The sequence below is a fragment of the Hydrogenophaga sp. GW101-3F08 genome (assembly GCF_059424585.1).
The window spans coordinates 53,430-79,186 of the sequence record NZ_JBWKZP010000005.1; the positions used below are offsets into that span (position 1 = coordinate 53,430).

Sequence of the window (25,757 nt, forward strand, 5' to 3'; positions counted from 1 at the left end):
GAACACTGGCTTTTGACACGCGCGGCGCCATCTGATTCCGCGCTGCTGCTCCCGGAAAAGCGCCGTCAGAGGCCGCTTTATCGCGCTTTAGTTTTTCACCCCGACTTCCACAATCTGATTCATCAACCCGATGAGTCAGAGCGATGGAATCCTCCAGTCAGGACAAGAACCTACCCGCCACCGCGCAGCGCCTGAGAAAGGCGCGCGCCGACGGTCAGATCGCGCGCTCCAAGGACCTCTCGAACCTGGCCGTGCTCGGCGGCGGCGCGGTGGTGCTCATGGCCTTGTTGCCCATGGGCTTCGAGATGCTGCGTGGCGGCCTGCAGCAGCAGCTGCGCTTTGACCACAGCATGCTGCAACAGCCCCAACTGGTGCTGGAGCGCCTCACCGCCGGCTTTGGTCAGGGGCTGATGATCTACCTGCCGCTGGGTCTGTTGGTGGTGGCCATCGCCATCGTCACCGCCATCGCCTCGGGCAGTTGGGCGCTGAGTACCAAACCCATCATGCCCGACATCACCCGGCTCAATCCGCTGTCGGGCATCGGCCGGCTGTTCTCCAAGCATCAACTGGTCGAGACCGCCAAGCTCGCGGGCGTCACCGCCGTGGTCGGCGTGGTGGCCTGGCGCTTCATCGCCTCCCATGTGCAGCCCTTCAGCACCTTGCTCATGCGCCCGCTCGAAGGCGCCCTGGGCCAACTCGGCAGCTGGATGGGCACCGGCGTGGGCCTGCTGCTGCTGGTGGTGCTGTTCTTCGCCCTGGTCGATCTGCCGCTGCAGAAGTACCTGCACGCCAACCGCATGAAGATGTCGCTCGAAGAGGTCAAGCGCGAGCACAAGGAAAGCGAGGGCGACCCCCACATGAAGGGCAAGCGCCGCCAGCGCCAGCGCGAGCTGGCCCAGCGCAACAGCGTGGGCGCGGTGCCGCGCGCCGACCTGGTGGTCATGAACCCGACCCACTACGCCGTGGCCATCCAGTACGACGACGCCACCATGAACGCGCCGCGCGTGATCGCCAAGGGCGCCGACCTGATCGCGCTGAAGATCCGCGACGTGGCCCGCGCCAGCCAGGTGCCGGTGCTGCAGGCCCCCATGCTGGCGCGTGCGCTCTACGCCCACGCCGAGATCGACGGCGAAGTGCCCTCCGCGCTGTACACCGCGGTGGCGCAGGTGCTGGCCTACGTGTACCAGCTCAAGGCCGCCCTCAAGGGCCAGGGCGTCATGCCCGGTGAGATGCCGGTGCCGCAGGTGCCGCCAGAGCTCGATCCCCACTGGAAGAAACCCGCTACCGAGACCACACCATGAACGCACAACTGCAGATCCTGCGGCGATGGTTCGGCCGCCACGCCGACTGGGCCAACGGCCTGGCCGCCCCGCTGCTGGTCATCACCGTGTTGTCCATGATGGTGTTGCCGCTGCCGCCCTGGCTGCTCGACACCTTCTTCTCGCTCAACATCGCGCTGGCCCTGGTGGTGATGATGGTCTCGGCCTACATGCGCCGGCCGCTGGACTTCTCGGTCTTCCCCACCGTGCTGCTGCTCACCACGCTGCTGCGCCTGTCGCTCAACGTGGCCTCCACCCGCGTGGTGCTGCTCGAAGGCCACACCGGCCCGGGCGCGGCCGGCGCGGTGATCGAGGCTTTTGGCCACTTCCTGATCGGCGGCAACTTCGCGGTCGGTTTCATCGTGTTCGCGATCCTGGTGGTGATCAACTTCGTGGTGATCACCAAAGGTTCGGAGCGCATCGCCGAGGTGTCGGCCCGCTTCACCCTGGACGCCATGCCCGGCAAGCAGATGGCGATCGACGCCGACCTGAACGCCGGCCTGATCGACGAGGCCGAGGCCAAGCGCCGCCGCGCCGAGGTGGGCGACGAGGCCGAGTTCTTCGGCTCCATGGACGGTGCCTCCAAGTTCGTGCGTGGCGACGCCATCGCCGGCATCCTGATCCTGGTCATCAACATCATCGGCGGCCTGATCATCGGCGTGGTGCAGCACGGCCTGAGCGCGGGCGAAGCGGCCGACAGCTACATCCTGCTGGCCGTGGGTGACGCGCTGGTGGCGCAGATCCCCTCGCTGCTGATCTCGGTGGCCGCGGCCATGGTGGTCTCGCGCGTGGGCAAGGACGAGGACCTGGGTGGCCAGGTGATGAACCAGATGTTCATGTCCTCCAAGGTGATGGGCATCACCGCCGCGGTGCTGTTCATGCTGGGCATCGTGCCGGGCATGCCGCACACCGTGTTCCTGATCTTCGCCATGATCACCGGCGGCATCGCCTGGTGGCGCCACCAGGAAGAAAACAAGCCCGCGCCGGTGGCCGCCGAGGCGCCAGCGCCCAGCGACGGCGAAGCCAGCTGGGACGATCTGCAGCCGGTGGACCTGCTCGGCCTGGAGCTGGGCTACCGCCTGATCGCCATGGTGGACAAGAACCGCGCGGGCGACCTGCTCACCCGCATTAAGGGCGTGCGCAAGAAATTCGCGCAGGAAGTGGGCTTCCTGCCCCCGGCCGTGCACGTGCGCGACAACCTGGAACTGCGCCCCAGCGCCTACCGCATCACGCTGCGCGGCGTGGTGGTGGGCGAGGGCGAGGTGTTCCCCGGCATGTTCCTCGCCATCGACCCCGGTGGCATCAACACCCCGCTGATCGGCACCCCCACCACCGACCCGGCTTTTGGCCTGCCGGCGCACTGGATCGAAGAGAAGCAACGTGAAAACGCGCAGATGGCCGGTTTTACGGTGGTTGATTCCGAGACTGTGCTGGCCACTCATCTTTCACACTTGATGCAAGTCCAGGCGGCCAAGTTGCTCAGCCGGACAGAGACCCAGGAACTGGTCGAACACGTGACCCGCCTGGCCCCCAAACTGATCGAAGAGGTCGTGCCCAAAATGGTCTCCGTCGCCACCTTCCAGAAAGTGCTGCAGCTGCTGCTGGAAGAGTCGGTGCACGTGCGCGACATCCGCACCATCATCGAGGCCCTGGCCGAGCACGCCCCGCACACCACCGATCCGGTCGAGCTGGCCCGCCGCGTGCGCATGGCGCTCTCGCCGGCCATCGTGCAGCAGATCTACGGCTCGGTGAAAGAGCTCGAAGTGATCGCCATCGAGCCCGGCCTGGAGCGTCTGCTGATGCAGGCGCTCTCGGGCGCGGCCAGCGGCGCGCTGGACCCGGGCGTGGCCGAGATGCTGAGCAAATCCGCCTCCGACGTGGCCAACAAGCAGGAAGAAAAAGGCGTGCCCGCCTGCCTGCTGGTGCCCGACGCGATCCGCAACGCCATGGCCCGCCTGCTGCGCCGCGCCGCGCCGCGCCTGCAGGTGCTGGCGCACAGCGAAATTCCTGACACCCACCTCATCCGTATTGGCCCGATTCTTGGGGAGCTTGCAGCATGAACATCCAGCGTTTCACCGCCCCGACCTCGCGCGAGGCCATGGCCAAGGCCCGCCACACCTTCGGCGACAGCGCCGTCATCCTCTCCACCCGCTCCACCGACGGCGGCTTTGAAGTGATGGCCGCGGCCGAGGAGAGCCTGGCCCCCGTCGCCAGCCCCACGCCCCAGGCCGTGCGCGCCGAGCGGGCGCAGCCGGCCCGCGGCCGGTCGGCCCCCGCCACCACGCCCGAGTCGGTGGAGAGCGACACCGAGACCCTGGCCATGAGCACGCTGTCGTTCCAGGAATACGTGCGCGAGCGCATGCTGCGCAAGCGCCGCGCCGAGCAGGCCGGCGAGACGGCCCAGGCCGACACCGCGCCGGCACCCGCGCCCGCCGAACCGCGCCGCGCCGCGCCGCGCGCCGAGCCGATCCAGATCCCGGTGCAGCGCTTCAACGCGCCCCCGGTGCCCACCCCCATGCCGGCCCCGATCCGCACCCGCCCGGTGGTCAACGCCTCGTGGGAAGACTCGCAGCCCGCACCGCGCCTGGGCGAACGCGCCGACAACAGCGTCGCGGTCGAACTCTCCGCGCTCAAGGAGATGATCGAAGAGCGCTTCAACACCCTGGCCTGGCTGGGTTCGTCCAAGCAGAACCCGATCCAGTCCGGGTTGATGCTCAAGCTCATCCGCTCCGGTTTTTCGCCCGCCATGGCGCGCGCGGTGCTGGAGCGCATGCCGGCCGACGCCACCGCGCCCGAGGCCATGCGCTGGGTCATGGACGTTCTGGCGCGCAACCTGCGCACCGCCAGCCCCGGCGCCGGCCTGTGCGACGAAGGCGGCGTGGTCACCCTGATCGGCGCCACAGGCGTGGGCAAGACCACCACCGCCGCCAAGCTCGCGGCCCAGTGCGTCAAGCAGTACGGCCCCGCCTCGGTGGGCATGATCACGCTCGACACCTACCGCGTCTCGGGCTACGAACAGCTGCGCGCCTACGGCCGCATGCTCGGCGTGGTGGCCCACCTGGCGCACGACCGCGCCGCGCTCAAGGACCTGCTCAGCCTGCTGGCCAACAAGCGCATGGTGATCGTGGACACCGCCGGCCTGGGCCAGCGCGACCAGCGCATCCAGGACATGCTCGACGTGCTGGACATGCCCAAGGTCAAGAAGACCCTGGTGCTCAACGCCAGCTCGCACGGCGACACGCTGGACGACGTGCTCACCGCCTTCAAGGCCAACACCCTGCACGGCGTGGTGCTCTCCAAGGTGGACGAGGCCGTCAAGCTCGGCCCGGCGCTGGACGCGCTGATCCGCCACCAGGTGGTGCTGCGCGGCGTGGCCAACGGCCAGCGCGTGCCCGAGGACTGGCAGAACCCCGAGGCCAGCGCGCTGGTGCGGGTGTCCATGGGCACCGATGGCAAGTCCGCCTTTGACCCGCAATCCACCGACATGGGTTTCTATTTCGCCCAGGCTTCGAGCCTCGGCCTCGACCTGGGAGCCTCGCATGTTTGAGTTCGGTTTCGATCAGGCGGCTGGCCTGCGCGCCGAACCCGCCCGCGCCAGCGGTCCCAGCGTGATGCCGGTGGCCAGCCCCGCGCAGCCCGCGCGCGCCTACGAACTTCTGTGCACCCTGGCGGCCCACCTCACCGCGCTTGGCCGCGAGGTCGTGATCATCGACGCCACCGCCAGCGAAACACCGGTGCGCCGCGGCAACGACGGCGCCCACCTGGGCCTGCTGCACGCGATGCACGACCCGTCCATCTGCGGCCTGGCCCGCTCGGGCGACGGGGTGGACTGGCTGGTCATGCCCGGCGCGCTCGGCATGCAGGCCCTGCAGCAGACCGCCCTGGCCTCGGGCGGCGCGGTGGCGCTCTCGCGCCTGCTCGCGCCCTTCGGGCCGCGCGCGCTGGTGCTGCTGTTCGCGCCCCCGCAGGGCCTTGCCACGCTGCTGTCGGGGCTGCCCGCGCGCGCGCTGGTGCCCGTGTTGCCCCAGCCGCAGGCCAGCATCGACGCCTATGGCGCGCTCAAGCTGCTGCACGCGGCCGGCATCTCGCCGGTGCTCGCGCCGCTGGCGCAGGGCCTGGAGCCCGAGACGGCACCGCTGCGGCAGGTGGTGGACACGGTGGCCGACTGTGCCCGGCGCTACCTGGACCTGTCGGTGGACGCCTGGCCCCTGAACACCTGGGGCCTGCGCGTGCAGGAAAGCGCGCTCACCCGCTGCGACCCGCGCGCGGATGCCCACCGCAACCTGTGGCTGCCCCAATTTTCCGCCCCGCAGGCCGGCCGCGCCGCGACCGCCCACACCTCCTGGAGCTGACGATGTACACCGCCAAAGGCACCCTCAACCGGGACGACCAGTTGCGCAAATACAGCCCGCTGGTGCGTCGCCTGGCCCACCACATGATCGCCAAGCTGCCGCCCAGCGTGGAGCTCGACGACCTGATCCAGGTCGGCATGATCGGCCTGACCGAAGCCATTGCGCGCTTCGAGCCCGCGCAGGGCGTGCAGTTCGAGACCTTCGCCAGCCAGCGCATCCGCGGCGCCATGATCGACGAGCTGCGCGAGGGCGACTGGATGAGCCGCGGCTCGCGCAAGAGCCAGAAAGACATCGAGGGCGCCGTGCACCGCCTGCAGCAGAAGCTGCACCGCGCGCCCATGGAGTCCGAGATCGCCAAGGAGCTGGGCATGGAGCTGGCCGAATACCAGCACCTGCTGGCCAAGGTGCGCGGCACCCAGCTCGTGTACCTGGAAGACATCAGTGGCCACGGCGACGACGAAGACAGCTTCCTGGACCGCCACATGGGCGACACCGAGGCCGAGCCCTCGGCCGTGCTGCAGGACCACCGCATGCGCACCGCCCTGGTGGCCGCCATCAAGGTGCTGCCCGAGCGCGAGCAGCACATCATGAGCATGTACTACGAGCACGACATGAATCTCAAGGAAATTGCCGCCGTGCTCGGCGTGACCGAGTCGCGCATCTGCCAGCTGCACAGCCAGTCCATCGCGCGCCTGCGGGCCAAGCTGCGGGAGCACTGAGCGCTCTGAGTGGAGATCGATTCGTAGCCTGTCGCGTCGCCTCCGTGCAGTCCTTTCTGGCGATCGGGTGGGCGACGAAGCAGGCGTTGCTTTGACGAACGCGCCGGTTTTTTGCATCCAACGCACGAGCCACCGACATGCACACAGCCAGAAAACCCAAGTTCACGCAGGTCGTTTTCACCGGCGATCTGCTTCGGCCCTTTGCCAACGGAAGCGAATGGGAAAGCGCCACATGGAAGAACATCCGATGGCTGCAGGCCCTCGTCGCGCCACATCTCGAGCGGTTGGGCGTCGATCACAGATCCTTGACATGGGATCCGCAACTCAATCCGACAAGGAGCACCTACTTTGATACACCCGCGCTGTATGACCGTCTCGGGCTTGATCTTGGCATGCTCAACTGGACAACCCTGGCGTCCCTGAAGTCGGCACCAGAGGCCCTGATCGATCAACTCGCACCGACCGTCAAAGACGCGCTGGTCATCGGCTACGAGATGCCCGATGTGATGTTGGACGCACTGACGGACCTGGGGGTGCCCTACATCGATGTGGTCCTGCATGCTGTGCGGTTCATGCCGGACCTGATTTTTGCCATGCGAACCAACCACCCGGATCTGCATGAGTCGCTGTCGTTCAACACCGTTCAGGAAGCCGATATCCGGAGCCGAGCAGCCGACATCAAGGCCAAGACGGCCTGGATGTCTGCACCCGTCGACGCAGCTCCAGGCTCCTTGGTGATCTTCGGACAGGTCCACGGCGACCGGTCGCTGGTCGAAACCGATGGTGGCGGATTCTGCAGCCTGGAGGGCCATCTGCAAGAACTGGTCGAGCTGTGCCATTCGCATGCTCATGCGTACTTCAAGCCGCACCCCTATGACGTTCAGGCAAGTCCCTCCGTTCGTGCCATTTGCCGCATAGGCTCCGTTGCGTTCACATCCGCCAATGCGTACCACCTGATGGCACAGGACAACATCAGGACCATCGCCGCCTTGAACTCCAGTTGCCTGTTCGAAGCCCGTTATTTCGACAAAGAGGTGGTGCGTTTCAAACCCTGTCTCTATGACTTCGATGCCCACCATGGTCCTCGCGGTGGTCTTCCCGGAGCCCTCCTTTCCCAGACTCCGGCATGGCTGGACGCGGCATTCTGGGGGGAGCTGCTGTCATTTGAGACGGTGCCATCGCTGACGGTCGCGCAATGGATGCCTGATCGACTGCGCAGAGGCATGAACGCGGACTGGGGCTATGGGCAAATTGGCAAGGTGGTGGCATGAACACAAGGGCTTATTCAGATCCGGATGAGGCACTTGCCCACTTGCTCAAGTGCGCGCAAGAAGTGCCCGCCGCCGACTTGCTGCAAAACGCGCAAGCGGCGATCAACGGTTTTCCCGGTGATGCCCGGCTGCGAACGATGCAGGCGATTCTTCATCGCGCATGTGGAAATCCGGAGGCGGCATTGGACGCCAGCTGGAAGGCCCTGGTGCTCTCCCCAAAGGATGAAACTGCCCGGCAGGAACTGCTGTTCTGTGTTTCCGAACATGTGGGTTTGGCCCCCTCCGACGGACACGACTTCTCTCTGGACAGCGGCGAGCGTCAGACGGCCCCCCAGATTCACAGCATTCGCGCCGATCACCGTGCCCGGTATGCATGGGCGGCTCGGCTGCTGCGCAGTTGCTTCAGAGACAACACCAGCCTCACAGGACTGGATGCCTTTTGCGGGAACGGTTACGGCAGCCGGATGATCAGCAATCTGACCGGATCGCGCGTGATCGGGATTGACGGCTCCACCGAAGCCGTGGAGTTGGCAGAAAGACACTACGGCAACCATCTGGTGGCGTTTGGGCAGGCCGTATTTCCTTTCGAACTGACGCCCGGACTTTTCGACTACGCGGTCTCCTTCGAATCGGTTGAACACGTTCCCGACAGCGAAGCGCTGCTGGCACAGATCTGCCGTTCCACGAAGGGCCCTGTGTTCCTGTCGGTTCCGAATGAGCGAGCCCTTCCCCATGCCGACTTCTCGGCCCAGTTCGGCTTCCACTGTCGTCACTTCACATCGGAAGACATCTGCCAGTTCATGTGCCGTCTGGGCTTCCCGCGCGTGCTGGCCAGTGCCGGACAGCAGGTGTACCAGGTGCAAGACCAGCGATTGACGGGTCTGCTGCCCGAGAGCCAGATGCACTTGCGACCCCTGACCGATCACAGCCAGTTCATCATGCTCATGTTCTCGCGTGAAGGCGAACAAGCAGGCGGACAACCCGTCGGACAGACAGCGAATCCCGCCCAACCAGGAGTCCTCGGATGAAGCTCAACGTCGGCTGCGGCAACGTGCACCGCCTGGAGGGATACGTACACGTGGATGCCAGGCAAACGCCGATCACAGACCTGGTCTGTGATGCATGGGCGATCGATCTTCCACAAGGACAGGTTGCCGAGGTCTACTCTCGCCACATGCTGGAGCACCTGCCCCGACACCAGGCGTTTCTGACCCTGCGCTCATGGTTTCACCTGCTGGCACCCGCGGGACGCTTGCACATCGTTGTTCCCGACATTCTTTTTCATGCCAGGCAACTGCTGGGACTGGAATCCAGCGCCTTTCCTGATCAACATGAGCATGCGATGGCCGGGTTCTATGGTTGGTGTGATCCGGACCGTGGTGGCGACATTCATGACAGCCATCGCTGGGGATACTCATTTGAAACACTGGCCGCGCATCTGCAAGAGATCGGATTCACGAATGTCCGACGACTCGAGCAAGGCAAGGACAGCGAGCCCTGGCACCTCAACGTCGAGGCGTTCAAGTAGGTGCATCGCCCATTGATCGAGCGGTGACCGCCCATGCCGCGGAGGCCTTCCATGCGACGCCCTTCATGCCGGCTCCTTGACGGGGCTTGATGCGGCGATGATCGGTCGGTGGGGCGCCGCTGCTTCTTCGTGGGCGCTGTACGAAGCAACCGGGGTCGATCCATCGCGCGCCAGCACCGGGCGGAACACCACGCGGATCATGAATTTGCCGTGTTCCTTCGAGCCGCAGGCCGGGAAATACATCATCCCGCCAGGACCGAATTTGACCAGCGTGCCTTCGACCTGTTCCAGGCCGTCGAGGAGCACCGCCTCGCCCAGCGCCAGGTCTTCGCCCGGTTCCTTGCCGTCCAGTGGCACCTTCTGGATGCTGTCCAGCTGCAGCCACTCGTGGGTCTGCCCCAGCAGCAGGCTCTGGTCGAAGGCGGCGCTCATGGGCAGGTGCAGGCGGTGGTAGCCGTCGAAGGTGGCGGTGGCCAGCGTCTGGACGACGGCGTGCTGGTCGCGACTCGCGACCAGCGTCGGAACGGTGATGGTCCGGAAGCTGGCTTCGGACGGTGCGAGGCTGTAGCCAAACCGCTGCGCCGACAGCAGCGTGGTGGCCAGCGAGATGTCCATTTGCCGCATCTCCATGGGGTAGCTGATGCGCATGGCCTTGAGTTCCTGGTTCATGAGGGCGAAGCCCTCCCTGCGGTACTCGCTGATACCGGCTTGCAGGTTGGCCGTGGGCAGCAGCAGGTCGGTCCCCAGGTTGAAGTCGAACTCGAACGAGGAGAGGCAGGCGATCTCCTTCGCACTGGGGAAGTAGAGCAGTCGGCCGAGGTCGGCCGCCGCCTGCTGCGCCAGTTCCAGGGGGGTCTGGCGCGGTTGATGGCGTTCGGGTGTGCGCGCCATGTCGGCCACGAAACGCAGGCAGGCGGCCTGGATGTCGGCCACCACCTCCGACTGCGGACGCGCGGTATTGGACTGGCTTCGGATGGGTTCGCCCTGTTCGGTGTAGTCCACCGTGCTGGCCTCTGGCGTGGTGCACATCATCTCGAACAGGCCGATGTACGCCGTCATGGTCAGGATCAGGCGCTCGTCGGCCCAGCTGGCATCGATCAGGCCCTTGCGATCGGTCTGCTGGCCCTTGATGCGGCTCGCGATGAGGTAAAGGCCGAAGAGATCGACATCCATGGCCTGCTTGAACACGGAGGCCAGGCGGGTTTGTGCCGTGCCGCTGTAGCCGAGGTCCACCACGACCAGGGTCTCTCCCGGTGCCAGACCGGTGCGCTGCCGGACGTGGGTGAACATGCGCTCGCAAAAAGCGGCCGATTGCTCGAACACCAGTTTCAAGGTGTCGTCGCGCAACACTAGGCGGGCAAATGCCTGGGCCGGTTGGTCCGACCGGTTGGCCTGGTCCAGCAGCGCCTGGGCCTTCGCTGGCGGAAGCAGCAGCTGTTTGGCCATGGCCGGCATGGAGCTGTCCGACAGGCTGCTCGTCAACAGACGGACCACGTCGGCCTTGGTCTGCAGCGAGGATGCGATGGCGGTGAATCGCGAGAGGTTGATCTGATGCAGGCCCTCGGAACCCATCAGGACCTCGCACACCTTGGCGGGCAGGTAGCCATCGCGCAGCAGAAAGGCGATCTTGACGTGCTTGCCGGCCGCCTTGAGCGCCTGGAGTTGCTGCTCGATGAAGCGGCCAAAGCTGTAGAGAATGGGGCCCAGCGAGCTGTAGCCGATTTGCTGCGCCGCGTTCAGCGTTTCTGTATCGGTCGCGGCGAGCAGGCCGTGAAAGTAGCTGGGCAGCGCGTGCGTGTGGCGCAGCTCGGGCATGAGCTGAACGGCAGCGCTGGCGCGCTGGTCCAGCTGGCTGGTGACGGACGCGGGGTGTTGTCGGAGCCAGGCCGAGGCGATGCCATGCGCTGCCGGGCCTTGCAGGTCGGCGCGGCGGTTGTCCCCCAGATGAAACACCTGTTGCGGCTGGACTTTTTCTCGCCGCAGCACCTCTTTCCAGATGCCCGATGTCTTGGAAGCACCGAAATCGCAAGAGCAATAGATGTGCGAAATGGCGTCGGCGGTCTCGCCCATCAGGGTGCCGAGCATGTGGCCGAGCTGCTTGCCGGTGAAGTAGATGTCGCTGACCACGATCACGCGCAACCCCTTGGCGCGTGCGCTCCGGATCAGTCGCGCGATCGGTTCGAAGATGAAGGCGTGTGCGAGCTCGCAGGCGATTTCGACCTCTGCGGCCTGGGCAATGCCTTGGGGGTCTGCGTGCGGCAGCAGTTCCCGGTGGATGTCTTCCAGGGTGACTTCGCTGATGCCGGTGAGCAGCTGCTTCCTGCGGCGCAGTTCCGATTCACCTTTGGCCCGCAAGGCGGCGGTGATGCCGGCCGAACGGAAAGGCTCCAGCGACTGCAGGCTGAAAAACACATCGGTCGGTCGGGCCACCTTGCGCCACAGGATGGTGTCAAAACAATCGAGCGAAAGGACCTTGGTCTGGGGCGCAAGCTGCTCCAGCAAGGTGTCCAGTTCGTGAGCGCCAATTTCTTGATTCATGGGGGAGACTTCCTGCAGGGCCTGGAGCCGTGAGCGCAGGGCCAGCCGTGGTCCTGCCTTGCGGGGGTGAAAGTCAATGTAGCAGCGCGCTTTCGGGCTGAAGCCCGGAACACATCGCTCTGAAGACGGTTGTTCGGACGATTGCCCCGGGGATCGCATCGGCCCCCTGGGTGGACGGAACGCGTCAACGTGGCCCCGTGCAGCCATGCCGCGCTGAAAGCCTCGCACGGCATGCTGCTGCAGTTCCATGCGCGGGAACGCAAGCACAACGCGCGCGTGAGCTTCTTCGGCTCCGGGCTCAACACCGACGACCTGTGGCTTCACCGAACCGGTCGAGCATTTCAAGTCGCTGCCGCGGCTGCTGAAGGGGCGACGGCCGAGCACGTGGCCTGCTGGACGCCGCTGGCGCTGATCAGGCGCGCGCTGTCTGAGTGAAGGAGTCGGTTCGATATGTTTTTTTTGAGAATTTTCCGGCCAGATAGCTCATCGGCGCAATCGATTGCTGGACGCCGTGTTTTTTGATGTAACAATTGCCGCAAATTTTTTCCACCATGCCGGTGGCAGAAAAATCATCCGTATTCAGGGAGTTTCATGGAATCCGCTTCTCGCGTGGGGCAACGCACGCCCATTGTTTTGCTCGGTCTGGCGGCGCTCCTCGCGCTGGCCTCTTGTGGCACCTTGACCGGCATCCCCGCGCACGGTGGTGGCAAACGCTTCGCCACCGAACAACGCCTGGTGTCGGCCAGCATCCGGGCCGCACTCAAAGACATCGACGTCACCGCGCTTCGGGGCAAGCGCGCCGCCCTGGTGTTTGACCTGGTGGCCGACGAAGGGGGCGGCACCCTGTCGGGTGGCCGCTGGACCCCGGGCCTCTTGTTCAGCGCGGGCAGCGTGCTCAGCCCGGTGACCACCACCAGCAATGCCTTCCAGGTGTTCAACCTGGCCGAATCGGGCGGCAACTACAGCAACAGCGGCTCCAGTGGTGGCACCACCACCGTCAGCACCACCTTGCAAAGCGGCAGCAACACCAGCAGCGGCAGCAGCACCCAGCAAGGCAGTTCGACCAGCAGCGGCAGCAGCACCAGCGACGGCAGCAGCAGCAGCAGTGGCACCAACACCAGCACCGGCTCGAACACCAACACGAGCAACACCACGAACACTGGCACCAGCTCGGGTGGCAGCACCAGCACCACCGGTGGCACCACCACCAACAGCAACTTCAACCAGACCGACAACAGCACCAACGCCACCACGGGCAGTGGCACCAGCACCAGCAGCGGCACCAATACCCAGAACACCACCAGCACAGGTAGCGGCACCAACACCCAGGACACCTCCAGCAGCGGCAGTGGTACCAACAGCAGCACCGGCAGCAACAGCGGCAGCAGCACCACCACCTCGACCAGCAGCAACAACGGCGGCAGTACCACCCGGGGTGGCTTCAACAGCCAGCGCCAGGCGGTCAGCCCAACGCCCAGCGAAACCACCAGCGTGACCGAGGGCACCCGGCGCGAGCACACCGCCACGCTGCAATACAAAGGCCTGGGCGACTACCAGAACTTCAACGTGCCCAAGAGCGACGCCAGCTTGCTCATGGGCCTGGTGCGCAACTACCTGCTGTTCAGCGGCGTCATTCCCACCACCCCGACCGACCCCAGCGCTGAGGTGCTGGTCTACATCACGGTGGACATCTTTGGCACCGTGCGCAGCCGCTTCGATGCGCTGGTCTACAACAACGAAACCGTCAAGGCCGAAACCAGCTTCGAGATCAGCGCCTTCGACCGCGAGGGCCACCTCATCATGCGCCCCCAGGTGGCCAACCGGGAGTCGCGGTACCGCGAGCACTACCTCATGTGGGCCGGCCCCGTCACCACGCAAGAGCGCGTCAGCCAGGGCCAGGGGCTGCTGGTCGACTTCACCGACGTGGACGGCAGTAAGGCCAGCTACAACGCCGAAGCGCCCGTTGAGCGCAGCCACCTGCTGGGCAAAAACTGAACCACAGGCCCGTCCGTACGGATGGGTGTTCACCGCCATATGGGGAGGAATACCAACGCACGCACCGCTTGCTTCGAAACCCGAAGGGTCGGCCGCAGGCCGCCTACTTTGACGACTCACGATCACTTTACTTTTAGGGAATTTCCATGACCACCATCCAGTGGCGCATCTCCACCGCCGCAGCGATTCTTTTCGTATCCACCGCCAGCTTCGCCACCGAGCCCGACCAACGGGCGCTGGAACTGGCACTGTCGTTGTCTGCCCAGGCTCCAGCCGTTGCCGTGAAAAGTTCGGTTGATCCGCGTGCCGCCGCGCAAACGGCCCTGGTCACCGAAGTGAGCAAGGCGCAGTCCACCGGCACGAACACCCAACGACAAGGAGCGAAATGATGTTTGCATGGGACAAAAAGTTTCTCTCTGCCTGCTCGGTGGTGGTCCTTTCCGTGGGGCTGCAGGCCTGTGGCGGTGGGTCCTCATCGGATACCGACGCCTCGGCCGAAGTGCCGTCGTTTGCCGGCACCTATGACGTGACGCTCACCAAGACGTCGGACACGTGCGCCACGGGTCTTGCCAAGTCCTCCAAGGTTGTTCAGACCGTGACCCAGTCGGGCCGCGCCATCACCCTGGTCAGCAACACCGTTACCCTGCAAGGCTCGGTGGACGCGGACAACGCGGGTCTGTCGACATCGTTTCAGACCACGTCCGATGGCGTGCTCTTGACCACCACCATGGTCTATCGAAGCACCGCCACCCCGGGGCTGTACGGTGCCGGGTTCTCCGTGGTGGCCAAGTCCGGCAACGAGACCTGCTCGATCAGCTACAACGGCCAGGCCAAGCTGAAGTAAGCCGCTTGCTGAGTGGGGCAACCGACCGCCGCCTATGCCGGTGGTTGCCCCTTGATCGATTGCTTCACGGGGGCTGAGAGCCCGTGTTGCGATGTGCGTGTTCCATTGAGTCAAGAAAAAAATGCTGGAGGATTTCATGAAGAAAATTTGTGCACTCGTGCTGGGCCTTGCGGGCCTGGTGTCCACACCCGCCATGGCCGAAGTGCCCGGCTCGGCCGCTGCGGCCAACTGCTTCATTGCGATGTCAAACACGCTCTACCAGGTGTGGCCAGGTGTGCAGGCGCTCAAGGTGGGCCGGTTTTTCAACGATGCGAACCGCGCCTACCTCTATTCGCTGGACGTGAATGAAATCAACCATGTGTGCAACCTCCCGACATGGCACATGTCCACCTGGAACGGCGCGGGCGGCAGCGTGCTCCACAACTTCCGCGCCTCGTCCCATGCGTTCCAGGGCGGTGTTCCGGTGTATCGGTTCCGGCACAAAGTCATTGGCAGCTATTTCTACACATCGACCTACGCCGAATACATGTATACGCTGAACCAGCTGTCCGCCAGTTGGGTGTCGGAGGGCATTGCGTTCTATGTGCCGGATATCCACAGCGCTCCCATGCAGCTCGACCAGACCGACCCACAGACGGGGGAGGTCACGCGGGTCAGCCAATACCCGCTGGCGTGCGCCAGCAGGGCTCTCGACACGAGCACGGGTGTGTCACCGGCCGTCTGCAAAATGGAACCCGCGCCAAGCACCGGCTTGACGCCGGTGTACCGCTTCTACAGCCCGAGCCGCGGCCACTTTTACACAGCCGACCTTGATGAGGCTGTGTTCGTGAAGGCCAACAGCGCCACCAATACCTACAAATACGAACGCGTGGCTTTCTGGGCTTTCAGCCATAAAGTGTTCGAGCAGCCCGATCTGCCCGGCTGGATGACTGGCGTGTACTACCCCTACCGCTGATCGGACCCTTTCGTCTTCGGAAACCGAGGCCCCACGGCCAGACGGCCCGACCCGTCTGGCCGTATACAAGGCCTATCCCCAAAGGAGCACCTCTCATGAACATCGGCTCTCATCGTCACGTCCTTCCTGGCCTCGCGCTCGCCGTTCTCATGGCCGTGGCGGCTTTCCCCGCGGCGGCTCAAACTGCCCGCGCCAGTGCGGCCTCGGTCGAGAAACTCGTGGCCATCAACGGCGCGCAAAAGGCTTTGGAGCAGGCCGTGGGCGGCATCGAAGTCCAAGTGCGCCAGCAGATCGTTACCAGCCTCTTGCAGCAAAACGGTGGCGCGCCGCTCAACGCGCAGCAGCAGACCGCGGTCGACAAGGCCGTGCCCGGCATCGGGGTGGTGCTGCGCCGGGAGATGGGCTGGCCGCGCCTGAAGGACCCCTACATCCGGCTCTACCAGGCCCAGCTCAGCCAGGACGAAGTGAACCGCCTGATCAAGCTCTACGAAGACCCGGGCTACCAGGCGCTGATGCAAAAGATGCAGACCGTCAACCTGGAGTCCGCCCAGCTGATCCAGAGGCAATTGCCCGGCATCCTGCAAAAGATCCAGCCCGTGCTCGAAGACGCCCTGAAAGACGCTCTGAAGCAGTAGCGGTGCTCCCCGCAATGCAGGCCGGGTGCGTGGATGGTTGGTCGCTCGCGCACCCTTTTGAAGCGGGCACACCAGCCCCTTGACGCAAGAAGAAGTTCGGGAGGAGCGTGATGACACAAGCAACAGACACGCGATCATTGGCGCTGTCGACAGACCCCCATCAGAAACCCGCGTTCTGGAAGCGTCTGATCGCCGGCGCCCTGATGTTGACGATCAACATCAGCAGCTTCGCGCAAGCGGTCAGCCCGATCCTGGGCAGCACAGGGCGGCCCTACAGCGGGTACACCAAAGACGGCACCCTGGTGCAAGGCGGGCAAGTGGTAGGCAACCCGCACCAGAGCCTGCACGACCTGCAAAACCCCGCGCTGTGGACCACCGCGGCCGTGGCCTTCAGCAACACCACCGACCCCAGCTTCACCCAAGCCATCCTGGGCGACATCGAATCGGCCATCGCCGTCACCCCCGAGCCCGGAGGCCTGGCGCTCTCGCGCCTGTACCTCACCCCCACCAACCCCTACGCCGACGCCAACGCAGGAGCCGCCGGCTGCGACGCCGCCACCACCTGCAACCAGGCCGTCTACAACCAGATCCTGCTCGACGCGGCGGCCACCGGCTACGTCGCCACCGCCAGCGGCACCCACCTGGGCAAGACCCACGACAGCAGCAGCGCGGAGATCTTCAACCGAGGCTTCAACCTCTACCAGGAAAAGCCCGTCTTCCTCGCCGCGCAAGACCCCCTGGGCGGCGCCACCGCCTTCTTCGCGCTGCAAGGCGAACAAGCCAAGACCCACCTGCAACACCTGCAGACACAAAACGTCAAGTTGCTGGGTGGCACCATCTTCTTCAGCCAGCAGACCATCAAAGGCCCGGGCAACGGCGCCACCAGCCACTGGGACGGCAGCAGCAACGACCCCGGCGCCGCCTTCGACGCCGCCCTGGGCAGCGCCCCCAGCGTGAACGCCAGCAGTGGCAGCGGCGGCTTCGTCGTGGGCTACATCAAACCCGACGGCCAGGCCCACGAATTCAACCTGCAGCGCGACCCGCACTTCCAGGACTTCCAGCGCCAGCAAGGCTACGGCGAATGGGGTGGCCAGGGCAACACCGACGCCGCCCTGGGTCAGAACCTGCGCACCGCGGGCCTGCAGAACCAGAAAGGACAACAGGCCGCCGCCGGCATCGACTTTGGCTACTTCCAGGAAGACCGCAGCCTCTTCCTGCAGGGGCTGGACCTCTACAAATTCGGCAACCGGGGCGACAACGGCCTGCTGCAACAACTGCAGAACGGCCAGATCGGCCCCGGGCACCCCGACTACGAGCGCGCCCGCGCGCTGGCCGAAGAGCGCTTCAAACTCGCCTACGCCAGCCAGGTGGAATACAACACCAAGGCCCACTTCACCGCCGAGGCCGCGAAATACCAGGCCGATCAGCTCGACCTGGCGGCCTACGACAACGGCAAACTCTTCAAGAGCGGGCTCAACCTGTACGACAAACGGGGCGACCCCGAACAGGAGCGCCTGCTCAAGCTGCTGGAGAACGGAGAACTCAAGCCCGACCACCCCAGGTACGCCGAGATCCGGGGCCTGGCCGAGGCGCGCTACAAGGTGGCCTACGCCAAGGCGCTGGAGCCGCCCAAGAAGGGCAGCTGGCTCAAAACGCTGGTCGCGGTGGTGATCGCCGCTGTCGTCGTGTACTTCACCGCCGGGGCGGCCAGCGTATGGGCCGCGGGACTGACAGGCGCCAGCACGACCACCGTTGCGGGAGTGACCACCGTGGCCGTGACCACGACGGCAGGCACGGTGAGCGTGGCGGGCGTGGCGGCCACCGCCATCGGCTCGGCCGTGGGCGCCTACGCCGGAGCGGTCATCAGCGCGGGCATCCAGACCGGCAGCCTGAGCAAGGCGCTGGCGGCTGGTGAGAACTCATTCAAGGGCGGTGTGGCCGGCATCCTTGTCAACACGGCCATGGCAGCTGCGGGCGTGAGCGCAGGAAACCTTGGTGGCTCACTGGGCATGAGCAAACAAGTCGGTGAAGCCATCTACGGCACCGTCACCAACAGCCTGAGCCAGAGCATTGCCCACGGGGGCAGCCTCGGGGGCGCCTTGATGACCAATGCCCTCAATGCCGGGGTGGACCTGGTCTCGGCCAACGTGGCCGATTACATCGGCGCCAACACGGATGTGGGCAGTTTCGAGAAGTACGCCTCGCACGCCCTGCTCGGCTGCGGCGTGGGCATGGCCAAGAGCGGCAGCGGCGATGGTTGTGTGCCGGCAGCGACCGGAGCCGTGATCGGGCACATGTCGGCCGACAGCGTGAAGGTCGCGCTGAGCAACGACAAAGACCCCGGGCTGCTCGCCAACATCTTCAAAGCCGCACCGGGCAAGACGCTCAACGACAACGTCACCTTCATCAGCGGACTCATCGGCGGGAGCGCTGCGGCGCTGGTGGGAGACAAAGACCAGACGCAGGGCAACTTCGGGCTGGGGCAGGCCACGGCCGAGAACGCGGTCAAGAACAACTACCTCAAGCACGACGAGCTCAAAAAGCTGCAAGCGGAACTTGCGGATTGCAGGGCCAAGCCGGGGGGGTGTACGCCCGACAGCCAGCAAAAGATCGAGGACAAGTACACCGAGACCTCGCGGGCCAACGCCCGGGCTTTGGCGGAGTGCAAGAGCACTGAGTGCGTCAGGACGCACCAACAGGCCATCATCGAAGCGAGCAAGGCCGGCCCCGATCCATTGGGCCAGGTCAGCAGCATTGAGCTGGCCGCGAATCAGGATCGGGCCGACAGAGCCGTCCAGCAGCAGTACCAGATCGTCCAGCAGATCGAGCAGGGCCGCAAGGAGATGGACGCGTTCATCGCGTCCACGTGCAGAGGCCTGAGCCAGAGCGCCTGCACGACCAAGCTGGAGCAGTCGCAGGAAACGGCCAACAAGATCAAGGACATCGCGGCTGGCTTCACCCCGGCAGGTATTGCTCTGGACATCCGGGACTTCATCAGTGACCCGACCATCGGTGGAGCCTTGATGATCGTGGCTGGACCGGTTGGCGATGCCGTCAAGCTGGTCAAGAATGCGGGGAGTGTCGCTAACAAGGTCGATGATGAGATTTCAGCGCTGAATCGAATTAGAGACAATGCGACAGGCCCGAATCTGACTGGAAAAGACCCAGATGCGATACTCAATCTGCAGGCTTCAAAGAAGGTTGGCCAGGTCACGGCGCCTATTGATTTTGATGGGCACATCTTGTCGACTGAAATCAGTAAGAGCGGGAAGGTGGTTGGAGGGCACAGCACATCGACGGGGACGGTGGACGTGGTAACGAGAGGCGCCCCGGACTCCCTGGGTGTCTATGAGGCGACGGTTCGAATGCCTGATCCAAAGAATCCGGGTCAATATTTGACAAAAAATTCAACCATGTTTCCCGATCACTGGACGGGGGATCGAATCAAGGTTGAAGTGGATGCGGCGTATAAAAATAGGCAAATCATTAAAAATCCATTCAATGCTGCACCAATGTGGGAAGGTGTTACCCCGTCTGGCGTAAAGGTGCAGGGCTATTTGAGTCCCAATGTAACAGTATTCCCAAAAAAGTGAGAGATTGTATGGATGTTGAATTCGCTTGGGTGTGCGATGAACAATATTATGGGCATGGTTTGTTTCCGGTAATTTATATTCATTCATTGGATGATATAAAGGAGAAACTATTTCTTGCATTTTTGGGTGATCACGGAGGCATGCGTTACGATGTGTATATTCCAATTTTTATTGAGTTAAGAGATCAAATACGTATGTCCAAGTTTGATGCCTCTGTTAATAAGTCTTGCTGCACCGAATCGTGGTGCGCCGAGGTCAAAGGCGATGTAACCAACATCTCGTTTGCCTACGATGAATCGTATGATCAAAACATGGATACAGAACTTTTCTACAGAGTTCTGTGCGAATGGATCGATTTTGTCCAGCAAGGGCCGGGCCAAGATGGTGATTCACCCATCAAGAAATTTACCGTTTGAATAGCAACGACACCATTTTTAACCCAAGGGAGTCCCCCATGAAATCTTCCCCCACCCGTCTTTCCTTCCTGGCCACTGCAATGCTGGCCGCCAGCCTCACCACCGGCTGCGCCTCCGTCAACATGGCCGACGCCACACAAGACGCAGCCCGCAAGACCTTCACCGCGCCTGCGGACAAAGCCGGCATCTACATCTACCGCAACGAAACCATGGGCGCCGCCGTCAAGATGCCGGTGACGGTGGACGGCCAGATGATTGGCCAGACGGCTGCGAATACCTACCTGTACAAGGAAGTGGCGCCGGGAAAACACAAGGTCGAGTCGCTGACCGAAGGCTCCGAGAACAAGATCGAAGTCGACGTGAAGGCCGGCACCCTGACCTACATCTGGCAGGAAGTGAAGATGGGCATGTGGGCTGCCGCTTCCAAACTGCACCTGGTCTCACCCGAGCAAGGGAAAAAAGGTGTGCTGGAGACCAAGCTGGTGGTGACGCAGTAAGGGTGCATGCAAGCCAGCGTTTCTTGAAAGCCCATTGATGAACCGCTGGTTCAAGCGTCTGATTGCCGGCGCCCTGATGTTGACGATCAACGTCAGCAGCTTCGCGCAAGCGGTCAGCCCGATCCTGGGCAGCACAGGGCGTCCCTACAGCGGGTACACCAAAGACGGCACCCTGGTGCAAGGCGAACAAGCCAAGACCCACCTGCAACACCTGCAGACACAAAACGTCAAGCTGCTGGGCGGCACCATCTTCTTCAGCCAGCAGACCCTCAAAGGCCCGGGCAACGGAGCCACCAGTCACTGGGACGGCAGCAGCAACGACCCCGGCGCTGCCTTCGACGCCTCCCTGGGCAGCACCCCTAAAACAATAAAACCGGCATTTGCCGGTTTTTTTACGCCAGCCGATCAGGCCAGCCATGCAATAGAAAGGCCCGCCCAGGGCCGCCAGCCGCTCAGGCCGCGAGGTAAGCCCGGCCGGCGCCGCCGGTGGACGAGGGGCCGGCCATGTGGCCGTAGGTGGGTTGGGCTTGCTGGGGCAGCAGGCTGTGCACGGCGCGCTGGCTCTGGGCGCTGGCGCGCAGCACGGCCTGACGCAGGCGGCCGAAGCGCTCGGCGGCGCTGTGCATCTGTTCGCGCAGGGCGGCGTGGCCCGGGGCGCTGAAAACGATGGCTTTGGGGGCTTTTTGCAGCACGCCCTGGACGCGGGCGCTGGCCCGTTCCACGCCCGTGGCGTCACCCTGCAGCAGCGCGGCTTCCAGCCCGTCAAGCTCGGTTTGCAACGAGGTCAACCAGGGGTGGGTGGCGGGCTGTGGGGTCATGGCCTGGGGCTTTCTTCGGGGGGAAGGAGGGGTCAGGCGCGGCTGCCGCCGGCGCTGCTGCTGAGCATTTCGGCCGCGTTGGAGAGCATCTTGTCGGCGATGGCTTCGGCGTTGACCTGGAACGTGCCGTTGGCGATGGCCTGTTTCATGGCCTCGACTTTTTCGGCGTTGAACACGTCGTTGCCCCCCGCCGCGGAGCCCTGCATGGCCGAGACGGTGGAGGACGACAGTGTCACGGTCACGCCGGCCTGGGGCTGCGCCGCTGCGGCGGCTTCAGCGCCCGCAGCGGGGCGCTCGGCGGCCTTTTGTGGGCCTCCGGCGACGGAACCGATGTAGGAATCCGGTGACGATTCGACTTTCATGATCACTCTCCAAACCCCGAAGTCAGGGCGTTGTGGAAAGACTATCGGCGCAAAAGCGGGGGGACTTTAGCCTTTTTGTGTTGATTTCTTCACGAAACCACAGCGCGGGTGGTGCCAGGAGCGTGCTCACAGCTGCACTTCCACGGTCTGGCCGTCGCGCACCAGGCCGGTGACCACCCGGCCACCCTGCAGGCGCACGCGCACCGACTGGCCGGTGACGCCGGCGCCCAGTGCCACGCCGCTGACGATGACGTGAAAGCCCGCGCCCGCGCTGCTCACGCGCACCTGCGCGCCGGGGCCGAAGGCGGGGATGGGCCGCACCATGTTGCTGCGCAGGGCCTGCCCGGGCTGCAGCGCGTAGACGGCTTGCTGGCCGACCCAGAGCGCGGGCGTGGCCAGCACGCTGGCGAACTGTTCGGCCCAGTCGATTTCGGCCACGTCGGCGTCTTCTTGAGTGAGCGTGGCCCCGGCGGCCACGGGGCGCTTGAGCACCCAGGCCGGGCCCCAGGCTTTCACGGTGACGGGCAGGTACACGTTCCACTGGGTGGCACCTTCGAGGCAGCGCAGGCCGATGCGGCTGCGGCCCCACAGGCGCGTGCCGGTGGGCAGATAGGGTTCCACGCGCGCACAGGGGGCCAGGCGCAGCCGGCTGTCGAGCCGGCCAATGACCACCTCGGGCCGCAGCGGGGCGCCGGCTTCCTGGCCCAGGCCCGAGGCCAGCGCGGGCTGCAGCCAGTCGCTGGCGATCTGCTCCAGCCCGGCGTTGTCTTGCGCCCGGGCGGGGTTGATGAACCAGCAGCTCAGGGCGAGCAGCGCGCCCGCGGCCAGCCAGCGGGACAGGGCGCGCGCGGGCGACCGCAGCGGCGGGTGGGTCGAGGCGTTGGCTTGCATGGCGGTTCTCTTGGGGTGTGGGTGGTTGATCGGGTTTGCGCGGGTGGGGCAAGCGAGGGGGCGGCGCATGCCGTCAGGTTTGCACTGTAGGCGGGGTGGGGCGGGCACAAAGCACCGAAATGCCCGCAAAAGCGGCGTTTGTTCGGGCCATTGCGCAGGCTCAAGTTTTCCCATACTTGCCTTCATCCCGGTGAAAGCCTGCGCTTTTGCCGACCCGCCCACCCTGTCTGGAGCCGCACCATGCTTGAACAGATGACCGCACGCTTGGACTTCCATGCCAACGCGCTGGTGCTGCGCTCGCAGCGCCAGCAGGTGATCGCCAGCAACATCGCCAACGCCGACACGCCGGGCTACGTGGCGCGCGACTTCGATTTCGCCAAGGCGCTGCAAAACGCCTCGGGCGGCGCGTCGGGCGCGGGCGTGAGCGTCACCAGCGCGCAGCACATGCGCCTGGGTTCGGCCGATCCGCGCAGCCCGGACATGGCCTACACGGTGCAGACCCAGCCCAGCCAGGACGGCAATTCGGTCGACCTGGACCGCGAGCGCGCCAACTTCGTGGACAACAGCATCCGCTACGAGTCCACGCTGCGGTTCATCAACTCGCATGTGAAAACCATGCTGAGCGCCATCACCGGGCAGTAAGGAGTTCCTCATGTCGATGTTTTCCATCTTCGGTGTCTCGGGCAGCGCGATCAGCGCGCAGTCGCAGCGCCTGAACGTGGTGGCCAGCAACCTGGCCAACGCCGATGCCGTGGCCGGCCCGGACGGGCAGAGCTACAAGGCGCGGCAGGTGATGTTCCAGACCGTGCCCATGGGCGGCGCGGGCACCGCGGGCGTGAAGGTACAGGACATCCGCGAGAGCGAAGAGCCCGGCCGGCGCGTGCACAACCCGGGCCACCCCAGCGCCGACGCCGAGGGCTACGTGACCCATTCCAACGTGAACCCGGTGGAGGAGATGGTCAACATGATGTCGGCCTCGCGCTCCTACCAGAACAACGTCGAAGTCATGAACACGGCGAAATCGCTGCTGCTCAAAACGCTCCAGATGGGGCAGTGAAAGGCCTTTGAACCATGCTCACTTCAGCCCTTGACCTCAGCAACCTCGGCACCACCGTGGGCAGCACCACGGCGGTCAACAGCAACAACGCCACCGACCCCCAGGCCTCGCAGGACCGGTTCCTCAAATTGCTGGTCGCGCAGATCAACAACCAGGACCCGCTCAACCCGATGGACAACGCGCAGATGACGACCCAGATGGCGCAGATCAACACGGTCAGCGGCATCCAGGAACTCAACGCCACGCTCAAGGGCATGGCCGAGCAGAGCGCGGCCATGCAGTCGCTGCAGGGCACCTCGCTGATCGGGCGCGAGGCGCTGATCGACGGCGACCAGCTCACCTACGACGGCGCCATCGCCAAGGGCGCCGTGGCGCTCGACGGCGAGGCCAGCCAGGTCTATGTGGACGTCATCGGCGCCAACGGCGCGGTGATCGACACCGTGGACATGGGCGCGCTGGGCGCCGGGCAACACGCCTTCGAGTGGGACTCCGGCGCGCTTGGCGCGGGCGCGGCCACCCGCTTCGAAGTGCGCGCCACCAGCGGCAGCGAAGCGGTCACCGCCAAGCCGCTGTCGCGGTTGGAGATCTCATCCGTCGGCTTTTCCTCGGGGGCTCTGAACCTGCAGCTGCAGAACGGCCGAACCCTCACCTACGACCAGGTCCGCGCCTTCATGTAAGGCCGACTCGTTTTCACCCCCACCCCCTCCAAAGGACATCACCATGGCATTCCAGCAAGGTCTCTCGGGTCTGAACAGCGCCAGCCGCAACCTGGACGTGATCGGCCACAACATCGCCAACGCCAACACCGTGGGCATGAAAGCCTCGCGCGCCGAGTTCGCCGAGCTCTACGCCAGCTCCATCAACGCCTCGGGCGGTGTCAACTCCGGCATCGGCGTGACGGTGGCCACCGTCTCGCAGATGTTCACCCAGGGCAACATCAGCGTGACCGGCAACGACATGGACGTGGCCATCAACGGCAACGGCTTCTTCGAGCTCGCCATGCCCGACGGCTCCATGGCCTATTCCCGCGCCGGCATGTTCAAGCTGGACCGCGACGGCAACATCATCACCAACACCGGCGGCCAGCTCATGGGTTACCCCACCGACGCCGCGGGCGTGCGCCAGGGCTTCGACTCCGTGCCGCTGACCCTGCCCACGGGCGGCCCGATCCCGGCCCAGCAGACCTCGGCGATCACGGCCGAGTTCAACCTGGACGCCAGCGCGCCCATCGCCGCCTCGGTGGTGCCGCCCACGCCGCTGGGCACCTACGCCACCTCGCTCAACGCCTTCGACCCCCAGGGCCTGGAGATCCCGGTCGGCCTGGTGTTCGACAAGATCGGCAACAACCAGTGGAACGTCTACACCAGCGTCAACAACTCCGACCCGGCGCTGTCCACCCCGTTCACCATCTCCTTCCTGGCCGACGGCTCGCTCGACCCGGCCAGCGTGATCCCGCAGCTGCAGCTGGCCTCGCCCAACGACCCGACCCAGACCTTCAACGTGGACCTGGACTTCACCGGCGCCACGCAGTTCGGCGCCGACTTCGCGGTCTCCAACCTCACGCAGGACGGCTACCGCCCGGGTGAACTCACCAGCCTGGGCATCGACGAGTCGGGCGTGATCATGGCGCGTTATTCCAACGGCCAGTCGCAGGCGGCGGGCCAGATCTCGCTGGTGAACTTCCGCAACGTGCAGGGCCTCGTGCCCACGGGCGGCGGCAACTGGGTCACGACCTTCGAATCGGGTGAGGCCGTGCGCGGCGCGCCGGGCGAAGGCAAGCTCGGTGCCCTGCGCGCGGGCGCGCTGGAAGACTCCAACATCGACCTCACCGCCGAGCTGGTCAACATGATGACGGCGCAGCGCGCCTACCAGGCCAATGCGCAGACCATCAAGACGCAGGACCAGGTGTTGAGCACGCTGCTGAACATGCGCTGATGCCATTCACTGACGCGAAAGAACCCGGGAGC

The 25,757-nt window shown here is 64.8% G+C and carries 25 protein-coding genes; 21 read left to right on the forward strand and 4 right to left on the reverse strand.

The features are described from left to right. Positions 1-143: 143 nt before the first annotated feature. From AC07YZ_RS14305 to AC07YZ_RS14340, 8 genes are all read left to right on the forward strand, one after another. A complete protein-coding gene (locus tag AC07YZ_RS14305) occupies positions 144-1,301 on the forward strand; it encodes an EscU/YscU/HrcU family type III secretion system export apparatus switch protein (protein ID WP_226494372.1) in 1,158 nt (385 codons plus the stop codon). Continuing rightward, a complete protein-coding gene (gene flhA / locus AC07YZ_RS14310; protein ID WP_494795211.1) occupies positions 1,298-3,379 on the forward strand; it encodes a flagellar biosynthesis protein FlhA in 2,082 nt (693 codons plus the stop codon). Before AC07YZ_RS14305 ends, flhA begins: the two co-directional genes overlap by 4 nt. Beyond that, positions 3,376-4,866, forward strand: a complete 1,491-nt coding sequence (gene flhF / locus AC07YZ_RS14315; RefSeq protein WP_494795212.1) for a flagellar biosynthesis GTPase FlhF — start codon at positions 3,376-3,378, stop codon at positions 4,864-4,866. The genes flhA and flhF overlap by 4 nt, the downstream gene beginning before the upstream one ends. After that, positions 4,859-5,671, forward strand: coding sequence for a hypothetical protein (locus AC07YZ_RS14320; RefSeq protein ID WP_494795213.1), 813 nt, complete (start codon positions 4,859-4,861; stop codon positions 5,669-5,671). The genes flhF and AC07YZ_RS14320 overlap by 8 nt, the downstream gene beginning before the upstream one ends. A gap of 2 nt (positions 5,672-5,673) precedes the next feature. After that, positions 5,674-6,390: an RNA polymerase sigma factor FliA gene (locus AC07YZ_RS14325; RefSeq protein WP_226494368.1), complete on the forward strand. Its 717-nt coding sequence runs from the start codon at positions 5,674-5,676 to the stop codon at positions 6,388-6,390. A gap of 137 nt (positions 6,391-6,527) precedes the next feature. Further along, positions 6,528-7,661, forward strand: a complete 1,134-nt coding sequence (locus AC07YZ_RS14330) for a hypothetical protein (RefSeq protein WP_494795214.1) — start codon at positions 6,528-6,530, stop codon at positions 7,659-7,661. After that, positions 7,658-8,689 (forward strand): class I SAM-dependent methyltransferase, encoded by a 1,032-nt coding sequence (locus AC07YZ_RS14335; RefSeq protein WP_494795215.1) that lies wholly within the window; start codon positions 7,658-7,660, stop codon positions 8,687-8,689. The genes AC07YZ_RS14330 and AC07YZ_RS14335 overlap by 4 nt, the downstream gene beginning before the upstream one ends. Further along, positions 8,686-9,189, forward strand: coding sequence for a class I SAM-dependent methyltransferase (locus tag AC07YZ_RS14340; RefSeq protein ID WP_494795216.1), 504 nt, complete (start codon positions 8,686-8,688; stop codon positions 9,187-9,189). Before AC07YZ_RS14335 ends, AC07YZ_RS14340 begins: the two co-directional genes overlap by 4 nt. A 63-nt stretch (positions 9,190-9,252) precedes the next feature. Here the strand turns inward: AC07YZ_RS14340 and AC07YZ_RS14345 are convergent, their stop codons facing one another. Beyond that, entirely contained in the window at positions 9,253-11,727 is a 2,475-nt protein-coding gene (locus AC07YZ_RS14345) for an HAD family hydrolase (RefSeq protein ID WP_494795217.1), read from the reverse strand. Positions 11,728-11,958: 231 nt separating this feature from the next. Here AC07YZ_RS14345 and AC07YZ_RS14350 point away from each other — a divergent pair, with 231 nt between their 5' ends. From AC07YZ_RS14350 to AC07YZ_RS14390, 9 genes are all read left to right on the forward strand, one after another. Next, entirely contained in the window at positions 11,959-12,162 is a 204-nt protein-coding gene (locus AC07YZ_RS14350; RefSeq protein WP_494795218.1) for a hypothetical protein, read from the forward strand. Between the two features lie 156 nt (positions 12,163-12,318). Continuing rightward, the gene (locus tag AC07YZ_RS14355) at positions 12,319-13,722 is read left to right on the forward strand and encodes a hypothetical protein (protein ID WP_494795219.1); all 1,404 of its coding nucleotides are present in this window, start codon (positions 12,319-12,321) and stop codon (positions 13,720-13,722) included. Between the two features lie 146 nt (positions 13,723-13,868). Continuing rightward, positions 13,869-14,111 carry a hypothetical protein gene (locus tag AC07YZ_RS14360; protein WP_494795220.1) on the forward strand — a complete coding sequence of 81 codons (243 nt, stop codon included), beginning with the start codon at positions 13,869-13,871 and terminating at the stop codon, positions 14,109-14,111. Further along, positions 14,111-14,566 carry a hypothetical protein gene (locus tag AC07YZ_RS14365; RefSeq protein ID WP_494795221.1) on the forward strand — a complete coding sequence of 152 codons (456 nt, stop codon included), beginning with the start codon at positions 14,111-14,113 and terminating at the stop codon, positions 14,564-14,566. Before AC07YZ_RS14360 ends, AC07YZ_RS14365 begins: the two co-directional genes overlap by 1 nt. A gap of 136 nt (positions 14,567-14,702) precedes the next feature. Further along, entirely contained in the window at positions 14,703-15,521 is an 819-nt protein-coding gene (locus tag AC07YZ_RS14370; protein WP_494795222.1) for a hypothetical protein, read from the forward strand. Positions 15,522-15,616: 95 nt separating this feature from the next. Beyond that, on the forward strand, positions 15,617-16,156 hold the full coding sequence (locus AC07YZ_RS14375; protein ID WP_494795223.1) for a DUF2059 domain-containing protein: 540 nt from the start codon (positions 15,617-15,619) through the stop codon (positions 16,154-16,156). Between the two features lie 110 nt (positions 16,157-16,266). Next, positions 16,267-19,749, forward strand: a complete 3,483-nt coding sequence (locus AC07YZ_RS14380) for an EndoU domain-containing protein (protein ID WP_494795224.1) — start codon at positions 16,267-16,269, stop codon at positions 19,747-19,749. 8 nt (positions 19,750-19,757) lie between these two features. Then, on the forward strand, positions 19,758-20,165 hold the full coding sequence (locus tag AC07YZ_RS14385; RefSeq protein ID WP_494795225.1) for a hypothetical protein: 408 nt from the start codon (positions 19,758-19,760) through the stop codon (positions 20,163-20,165). Between the two features lie 38 nt (positions 20,166-20,203). Continuing rightward, on the forward strand, positions 20,204-20,662 hold the full coding sequence (locus AC07YZ_RS14390; protein ID WP_494795226.1) for a DUF2846 domain-containing protein: 459 nt from the start codon (positions 20,204-20,206) through the stop codon (positions 20,660-20,662). Positions 20,663-21,114: 452 nt separating this feature from the next. Here AC07YZ_RS14390 and AC07YZ_RS14395 read toward each other — a convergent pair whose 3' ends face one another. From AC07YZ_RS14395 to flgA, 3 genes are all read right to left on the reverse strand, one after another. Next, a complete protein-coding gene (locus AC07YZ_RS14395) occupies positions 21,115-21,480 on the reverse strand; it encodes a hypothetical protein (RefSeq protein ID WP_494795227.1) in 366 nt (121 codons plus the stop codon). A gap of 32 nt (positions 21,481-21,512) precedes the next feature. Beyond that, positions 21,513-21,842 (reverse strand): flagellar biosynthesis anti-sigma factor FlgM, encoded by a 330-nt coding sequence (gene flgM, locus AC07YZ_RS14400; protein ID WP_494795228.1) that lies wholly within the window; start codon positions 21,840-21,842, stop codon positions 21,513-21,515. 126 nt (positions 21,843-21,968) lie between these two features. Then, positions 21,969-22,733: a flagellar basal body P-ring formation chaperone FlgA gene (gene flgA, locus AC07YZ_RS14405; RefSeq protein ID WP_226494361.1), complete on the reverse strand. Its 765-nt coding sequence runs from the start codon at positions 22,731-22,733 to the stop codon at positions 21,969-21,971. A gap of 240 nt (positions 22,734-22,973) precedes the next feature. Here flgA and flgB point away from each other — a divergent pair, with 240 nt between their 5' ends. The 4 genes from flgB to flgE are packed head-to-tail and all read left to right on the forward strand — an operon-like array spanning position 22,974 to position 25,725. Further along, entirely contained in the window at positions 22,974-23,375 is a 402-nt protein-coding gene (gene flgB / locus AC07YZ_RS14410; RefSeq protein WP_226494360.1) for a flagellar basal body rod protein FlgB, read from the forward strand. Positions 23,376-23,385: 10 nt separating this feature from the next. Then, positions 23,386-23,790 carry a flagellar basal body rod protein FlgC gene (gene flgC, locus AC07YZ_RS14415; protein ID WP_226494359.1) on the forward strand — a complete coding sequence of 135 codons (405 nt, stop codon included), beginning with the start codon at positions 23,386-23,388 and terminating at the stop codon, positions 23,788-23,790. 14 nt (positions 23,791-23,804) lie between these two features. Then, a complete protein-coding gene (locus tag AC07YZ_RS14420; protein WP_226494358.1) occupies positions 23,805-24,467 on the forward strand; it encodes a flagellar hook assembly protein FlgD in 663 nt (220 codons plus the stop codon). 43 nt (positions 24,468-24,510) lie between these two features. Further along, the gene (gene flgE / locus AC07YZ_RS14425; protein ID WP_226494357.1) at positions 24,511-25,725 is read left to right on the forward strand and encodes a flagellar hook protein FlgE; all 1,215 of its coding nucleotides are present in this window, start codon (positions 24,511-24,513) and stop codon (positions 25,723-25,725) included. Positions 25,726-25,757: the final 32 nt, after the last annotated feature.